The 6,376-nt window shown below is 38.6% G+C and carries 7 protein-coding genes; 1 reads left to right on the forward strand and 6 read right to left on the reverse strand.

What is annotated here, in order from left to right; genetic code table 11:
- Window positions 1-2: 2 nt before the first annotated feature.
- A complete protein-coding gene (ccoN, locus tag KSO91_RS08875; protein ID WP_238742600.1) occupies window positions 3-1,445 on the reverse strand; it encodes a cytochrome-c oxidase, cbb3-type subunit I in 1,443 nt (480 codons plus the stop codon).
- A gap of 218 nt (window positions 1,446-1,663) precedes the next feature.
- On the opposite strand from ccoN, the gene KSO91_RS08880 reads away from it, so the two are divergent.
- Window positions 1,664-2,128, forward strand: a complete 465-nt coding sequence (locus KSO91_RS08880) for a hypothetical protein (protein ID WP_238742601.1) — start codon at window positions 1,664-1,666, stop codon at window positions 2,126-2,128.
- A gap of 30 nt (window positions 2,129-2,158) precedes the next feature.
- On the opposite strand, the gene KSO91_RS08885 is transcribed toward KSO91_RS08880, so the two are convergent.
- The 5 genes from KSO91_RS08885 to KSO91_RS08905 form a co-directional block, all read right to left on the reverse strand.
- Window positions 2,159-2,611, reverse strand: coding sequence for a DoxX family protein (locus KSO91_RS08885; RefSeq protein ID WP_238742602.1), 453 nt, complete (start codon window positions 2,609-2,611; stop codon window positions 2,159-2,161).
- Window positions 2,608-3,360, reverse strand: a complete 753-nt coding sequence (locus KSO91_RS08890) for an HvfC/BufC N-terminal domain-containing protein (RefSeq protein WP_238742603.1) — start codon at window positions 3,358-3,360, stop codon at window positions 2,608-2,610. Before KSO91_RS08890 ends, KSO91_RS08885 begins: the two co-directional genes overlap by 4 nt.
- Complete coding sequence (gene bufB / locus KSO91_RS08895; protein ID WP_238742606.1) at window positions 3,350-4,198, reverse strand: MNIO family bufferin maturase; 849 nt, start codon at window positions 4,196-4,198, stop codon at window positions 3,350-3,352. The genes KSO91_RS08890 and bufB overlap by 11 nt, the downstream gene beginning before the upstream one ends.
- Window positions 4,199-4,270: 72 nt before the next feature.
- Complete coding sequence (locus tag KSO91_RS08900; protein ID WP_238742604.1) at window positions 4,271-4,531, reverse strand: BufA1 family periplasmic bufferin-type metallophore; 261 nt, start codon at window positions 4,529-4,531, stop codon at window positions 4,271-4,273.
- Between the two features lie 565 nt (window positions 4,532-5,096).
- Window positions 5,097-6,101, reverse strand: a complete 1,005-nt coding sequence (locus tag KSO91_RS08905) for a BMP family lipoprotein (protein ID WP_238742605.1) — start codon at window positions 6,099-6,101, stop codon at window positions 5,097-5,099.
- Window positions 6,102-6,376 lie beyond the last annotated feature (275 nt).

A 6,376-nucleotide genomic window follows, 5' to 3' on the forward strand; every position in this document is an offset into this window, starting at 1 on the left:
ATCTAACTCCCTGACTCACCAAGCTCTTGCGGTTTGATAGAGCCGTCTGCGGCGACTATCGTTTTGTATGTGTTGTAAGCCATCACCAACATACCAGTTAAGAAAATCACCCCGCCAATAAAACGGATAGTATAGAAGGGATATGATTTTTCGAGTGATTCGACAAAAGTATAAGTTAATGTGCCGTCATCGTTAACTGCTCTCCACATAAGACCTTGCATCACGCCAGAGATCCACATTGCTACTATATATAAAACCGTGCCAATGGTTGCCAACCAGAAATGCAGATTGATCAACGCCACACTGTACATCCCTTTTTGATTAAAGAGGCGTGGTACTAGATGGTAAATAGAGCCGATAGTGATCATTGCCACCCAGCCAAGCGCCCCAGAATGCACGTGTCCGATTGTCCAGTCAGTATAATGAGAGAGCGCGTTGACGGTTTTAATTGCCATCATTGGGCCTTCAAAGGTCGACATGCCGTAGAAAGACAGTGAGACCACTAAAAAACGTAAAATAGGATCCGTGCGTAGTTTATCCCAAGCGCCAGATAGGGTCATAATACCGTTGATCATGCCTCCCCAAGAAGGCGCAAATAGGATTAGTGACATCACCATGCCTAACGATTGTGCCCAATCAGGCAGCGCGGTGTAGTGTAAGTGGTGCGGACCTGCCCAGATATAAACGGCAATTAAAGCCCAAAAATGGATAATCGATAAACGGTAAGAATAAACAGGGCGGTTTGCCTGTTTGGGCACAAAGTAATACATCATCCCCAAGAAACCGGCTGTTAATAAAAATCCTACTGCGTTATGCCCGTACCACCACTGCACCATGGCATCAACAGCGCCGGAATATACTGAGTAAGATTTCATGCTGCCCATTGCAACCGGAATCGCTAAGCTATTGACTATATGCAACACTGCAACGGTAAGAATAAACGCACCAAAAAACCAGTTGGCAACATAAATATGCGATGTTCGACGTATCACTAATGTGCCGAAAAATACGATTGCATAGACCACCCATACCGCAGTAATTAGCAGATCGATTGGCCATTCAAGTTCTGCATATTCTTTTGATGTGGTGTAACCCAAGGGCAGGGAAATAACTGCGGATATAATCACTAATTGCCAGCCCCAAAACACGACTGAAGCCAGTGAACCGCCAAATAAACGTGTTTGGCAAGTACGCTGTACAACGTAAAAAGAGGTCGCCATTAAAGCCGATGTACCAAATGCAAAGATAACTGCATTGGTATGGAGCGGACGTAACCGACTGTATGTCAACCAGGGCGTGTCGAAGTTAAGGACTGGCCAGATCAATTGAGCTGCAATAAGCACCCCAACGCTCATACCAATAATACCCCAGAAAATGGTGGTAATAGTAAATTGACGAACAACTTTATAGTTGTAGTCTGGTTGAATAGTAGTTGCGGTTGTCATTGTTTGATTCCATGCATGTATTTACAATGTACGTTTGTGATGACGCAAGATAAGCATTAACAAAATATGTTTGTGCATCTATTATGAATGCAGATATGTTTTCGCTAGAGTTTACGTGAAGATGTTTTAAATGAACAGAATTTGGTTATTTAATTGTTAATATTGTTGCATTTCGTGTTAAAAGTGAGTGTTACTTATTATTTTTATAGGGATTTAAAATGTTAACCAAAGGTCGATTGATACAGCTGATTATTATGCTGTTGCTTCTGATTGCACTCGTGTGGTGGCGAACGATGGATAGTGCAAACAAGCTACCTAATCAAATTGTGATAGATATCAGTGAACAAGTGCAGAATTGTGACTATTTATCTCCTTGTAAGTTTATCAGCAAACAGGGGCCGTTTTGGTTAAGTGTCAAATCGCCCATTAAAGCTGAGCAATGGATTGATTTTAAGTTGCAATCTCAGTTGCGAAAATGGCAGGTGAAAACAGCCAAAATTGTAGGTAAGAGCATGTTTATGGGACGTATTCCTGTTGTATTTAAAATAACAGATGAGGGATTTTCAGCTCGCACTATGGTGGGAGGATGCACGTCTGCTGAAATGGTCTGGCAATTACAAATCAGCATTGATGTAAATGGTGTAAGCGAACTGTTATTATTTGATTTTATTGTTAGGCATTAATGCAGCCCAAGCCTGACTTGGGTTGCATGTTTATTTTGAGTAAGTGAAAAAATATTTTTTTAATAAATAATCCGATGAAAATAAACCTGCCCCCCAAACTACATTGATAAGCAGCATTAATCCCCACAGTTGATGATCATAAAAACCACTATCCCAAAGCGCGGGGTAGGAGATAACAGCCATGATATTAAAAGCAAATAAAGCAGCCGCCATAGGGCGTGTCAATAATCCTAGCAGTAGAAATACGGGTATAATTAATTCCGCAGCGGTACCTAAATAGGCAGCTATTTCCCATGGCAGAAAGGGCACTTGATACTCTTCTTCAAAAAGGTACAAAGTGCTGTCCCAAGTGGTTATTTTTAAATAGCCGGATTTCAAAAAAACACTCGCCACCCAAAAACGGGTGAATAACAACACAATAGGTGTTAGGTAGCAGATTATCTTCTCTACAGCTTGCTGATAACGCTCCAATAAAATGTTCATATATTTTCCTTAATAGTAAATCCGTTGAGTAGACCTTTTTCCAGCAAGCTTGGTAAAAGCAAGTGCAAATCAGCAGGCTCTATTTTTCCTAAAGGGCGGTGCTGGCTAATTTGCTGCACCAGTAGAAACGTTTCTTTAGTTAAGCTGATAAGTTCAACACTGAAATCACTTTGTTTTTTTAAGGCCATATAACAAGGCGTATTTAAGTCTGTCTCTTGTACTTTGTTAGTAATAATCATCTGATACAAAGAGAGAATATTTTGTTCACTGGTGAAAAGACTAATTTGTGAAGGAATCTGAAATGTTATTATATCAAGCTGTTCAGGTGGGATACTTGCCAGCTTTGCGGTATCGAGGAGCTCACTTTGAAAAGGTGCATTGCTGGTTTGCTCTAATAACCATTCAAAACGCGCCATTTCCGCAATATAAGGCAAGCTTTGTAGCTGTTCTAGGTTTTGTAAAAAATGACTAAAACCGTTGCCGTAACTGATAATATTATTTTCTTGTGGTGGTTGTTGTAGAATAAATTGCCGTGCCACGGCATTAAAAAATGTTTCTCCGACGAGTGATAAGGAGTGTTGATAGGTAATGGAAAGTGCTTCTGTTACGCCCATTACAAAGCTGTTGCGGTAAATCTGTAGTAACGCTTTACTTGAAAGCAGCTCTTTGTCTTTAATTTCTGATGTGATTAAACTATTTCTATATAAGAGTGCATCTGTAAATTGCTGTTGCAGCATATCAAGTTTCATCTATAGGGCCTCCATCAATCGTTTTTTTGATCAATTTGGCTTTATTGTGCTCTGCGATTAAGATATCAAGCGGCGGGATATCGGCATCCCATTCAATCAGTGTGATCGCATCTGTTTTAGTGGCTTTTATGTACTGATGGTAAATGTCCCAGACCTCAGGGCTAACATAGGTGCTGTGGGTATCGATTAAAATTGAATGATTGTTGATCTGCTTTTGAGTGAAACCCGCTAAATGAATCTCTTTCACGGTTTGCTTATTGATAACATCAAGATAACTTTCAACTGAAAAGTCATGATTGGTCGCGCTGACATAAATATTATTAAGATCGAGCAACAATCCGCAACCAGTCTGCTTAGCTATTTCATTAATAAATTCAGGCTCACTCATCTCATTGTTTTTGTACTCTAAATAGGAAGAGGGGTTTTCTATCAGAATCTCTCTTTGTAAATGATCCTGTACTTGATTGACATTGGTGACAAAACAGGACAATGCATCTTTGCTATAAGGAATAGGTAACAGATCGTTAAAAAAATTACCTTGTAATGAAGACCAACTTAGATGATCAGAAACGAGTGCGGGTTGAAAGCGATCAACTAACTGTTTTAGGTTATCTAAGTGGTTTTTACTGATTGTCTCGCTACTGCCAAGTGATAAGCCAATACCATGAAAGCTCATTGGATAAAATGGAGCAATTTGTTCAAGGTAATAATAATTTTTACTGTCTGGATTAAAGTAGTTTTCGCTGTGTATTTCTAAAAAGCCAACCTCAGGAAAAGACGATAAAATAGTTTGGTAGTGGGGGGCACGTAAACCTATTCCAATTGCACCATTAGCCATTTTGTTCACAACAACGTCTCCTACTTAATGTTTCATTAGGGAGTTCAATCCCTAATGAAAATAAAAATTCTATTATGCTTTACTTGTTAAACTGCCACCTGCTAATTTTTCACATAATCCTTTAGGTAACGCGAGGAAAGCATCGCCCTGATTATCTACTTTTGAAGTGCCAGCACATGAGCTTGTTTTTGTTGCGCAGTCGTTTTGTCCTGCAGCCGCAACGCCATAACATTTTTCTTTACTTGCTGCCATAGCGGGTACTGAAACAAGGGCACTACCAACGGCAATAAGAGTTGAAACAGTTGCAGCTAAAGCTAGGTTAGATTTTTTCATAATAGAAGTCCTATAAATAATTAAAAGTAAGTAAGCACTGTTTGTGCGTTTGTCGTATCGTCGTAATAATTGTTGTATCAATAATAGAAACCGGATAATCGCCAATAAAATTTCACAATTAGTTAAATAATTTAACTTTAGCGTAACATTTATTGTTTTTTTTGCTCTTATCACTTTGGGCTGTTCTGTTATTTTTGTATTAAACGGTTGTATTTACTTTAAAATTTTACAGAGGGAATGCAGCAAGCTTTAATACCAATTTCACTCACTAGATGATCTATTTAGGCTTAGGTAAAACACCTAAAAACAAGGCACTGATTACAGTAACTATTTTTTCTAATTATGAAATAAATAATAAAAATAAATGTCATTTGTGTTTAGCTCGTATTTATTTTAACAAGCACAAATGCATGGGTAATGACTCTATTGTGTCTAACCGGAGTATTATAGCGGGGTAATAAAGAGGTTGGTTTTATTGATATTTGGCAGTAAGTAAGGGTTAATAAAATTCGCCGTAATCCCAATATTTTAGAAGCACTGTTGATTTAAGCGTTATTGTTTGCGCTTAATACAGACAGGAATTGTCCTCCATGTAATCGTGTATTTTAATTTCACCAGAGATTATTTTAGCTTTAATGCTATTAATTTTCGCCTCCATCTTAGGAGTGACTAGTGCTCGATTATATTCATCTAAAGCCCAATCAACCCCATTTTCTTTTAAACCTAGGACATCAACGCCTGAAGTGAAATTATCTGCTTGAATATCTTTTAAAGCGCGGTAGGTTGCAGCCCCAACGGTCTTTAGCATGGATGAGAGCATTACGCCTGGATATAAGTGATTTTGGTTCGAGTCAACACCGATTGCATACTTACCCTCTTCTTTTGCTGCTTGGTAAACACCAAGACCAGTACCGCCAGCCGCTGCAAATATAATATCAGCCCCTTCTACAAATTGGCTTCTAGCTAACTCAGCCCCTCGTTCTGGATTTGACCAAGCTGCAGTTGTCCAGCCAGTCATATCTTGAAATACTTGGGTGTTGTTATCGATATATTTAGCCCCTTGCTCGTAACCACAAGCAAACCTTCGGATAACCGGTATATCCATTCCACCAACGAAGCCAACTTTATGACTTTTAGACTTGAGAGCTGCTAATGCACCGACAAGGAATGAACCTTCCTGCTCTTTAAATAAAATGGATTTAACATTGGGTAAATCAACAACAGAATCAATAATAATAAACTGAGTCTCTGGATACTTTTTGGCCGTTTCAACTAATGCATTTGTGTACATAAAACTAATTGCAAAAATGGGGTTGTAACCACGTATCGCTAAACGTTCAAGCCCTTGCGCATGGTTAATTTCATTTGTAGGGATAAAGTTACGTATTTTAATATTGGTATCTTCAGTGAATTTAAGTGCGCCATGTTCATAAACAGCTTGATTGAAGCCTTTGTCAAATAAGTCGGTAAAGTCATATGCGATGGCTGGCCTGAAATTGCCAGCCTGACTGAAAATGGAACATAGAATCAATGAAAGTGTAAGTGTGATTTTAGTCCTAATTTCCTTCATGAAACGTCTCTCAATCTATCGAATAGGTTTAAATGATGTGTTTGTAAGCAGAAAGATGGCTCAATAATAGGTCGAATAGCTTATAAGTGAAACTAACGTGCCGACTAAATCTACTGATCCTACTCATTATTAATGGTTCTATCAATTAACTAGTACCAGAGATCATAAGTCCGTGTGGATTTTATCAATACTCTCCCGAGCGTTAATTTTCAGCGGAATAACTCTTTTTAACACTAAAGTATTCTTGTCTTCGATTGTCCATTCAAACTCTTCAC

This window comes from Psychromonas antarctica, from assembly GCF_022267535.1.
Classification (GTDB): domain Bacteria; phylum Pseudomonadota; class Gammaproteobacteria; order Enterobacterales; family Psychromonadaceae; genus Psychromonas; species Psychromonas antarctica.

Excerpts from the sequence above, each read along its gene's own strand:
- ccoN (WP_238742600.1), bottom strand. The coding sequence starts at position 1,445 with ATGACAACCGCAACTACTATTCAACCAGACTACAACTATAAAGTTGTT.
- KSO91_RS08880 (WP_238742601.1), top strand. The coding sequence starts at position 1,664 with ATGTTAACCAAAGGTCGATTGATACAGCTGATTATTATGCTGTTGCTT.
- KSO91_RS08885 (WP_238742602.1), bottom strand. The coding sequence starts at position 2,611 with ATGAACATTTTATTGGAGCGTTATCAGCAAGCTGTAGAGAAGATAATC.
- KSO91_RS08890 (WP_238742603.1), bottom strand. The coding sequence starts at position 3,360 with ATGAAACTTGATATGCTGCAACAGCAATTTACAGATGCACTCTTATAT.
- bufB (WP_238742606.1), bottom strand. The coding sequence starts at position 4,198 with ATGGCTAATGGTGCAATTGGAATAGGTTTACGTGCCCCCCACTACCAA.
- KSO91_RS08900 (WP_238742604.1), bottom strand. The coding sequence starts at position 4,531 with ATGAAAAAATCTAACCTAGCTTTAGCTGCAACTGTTTCAACTCTTATT.
- KSO91_RS08905 (WP_238742605.1), bottom strand. The coding sequence starts at position 6,101 with ATGAAGGAAATTAGGACTAAAATCACACTTACACTTTCATTGATTCTA.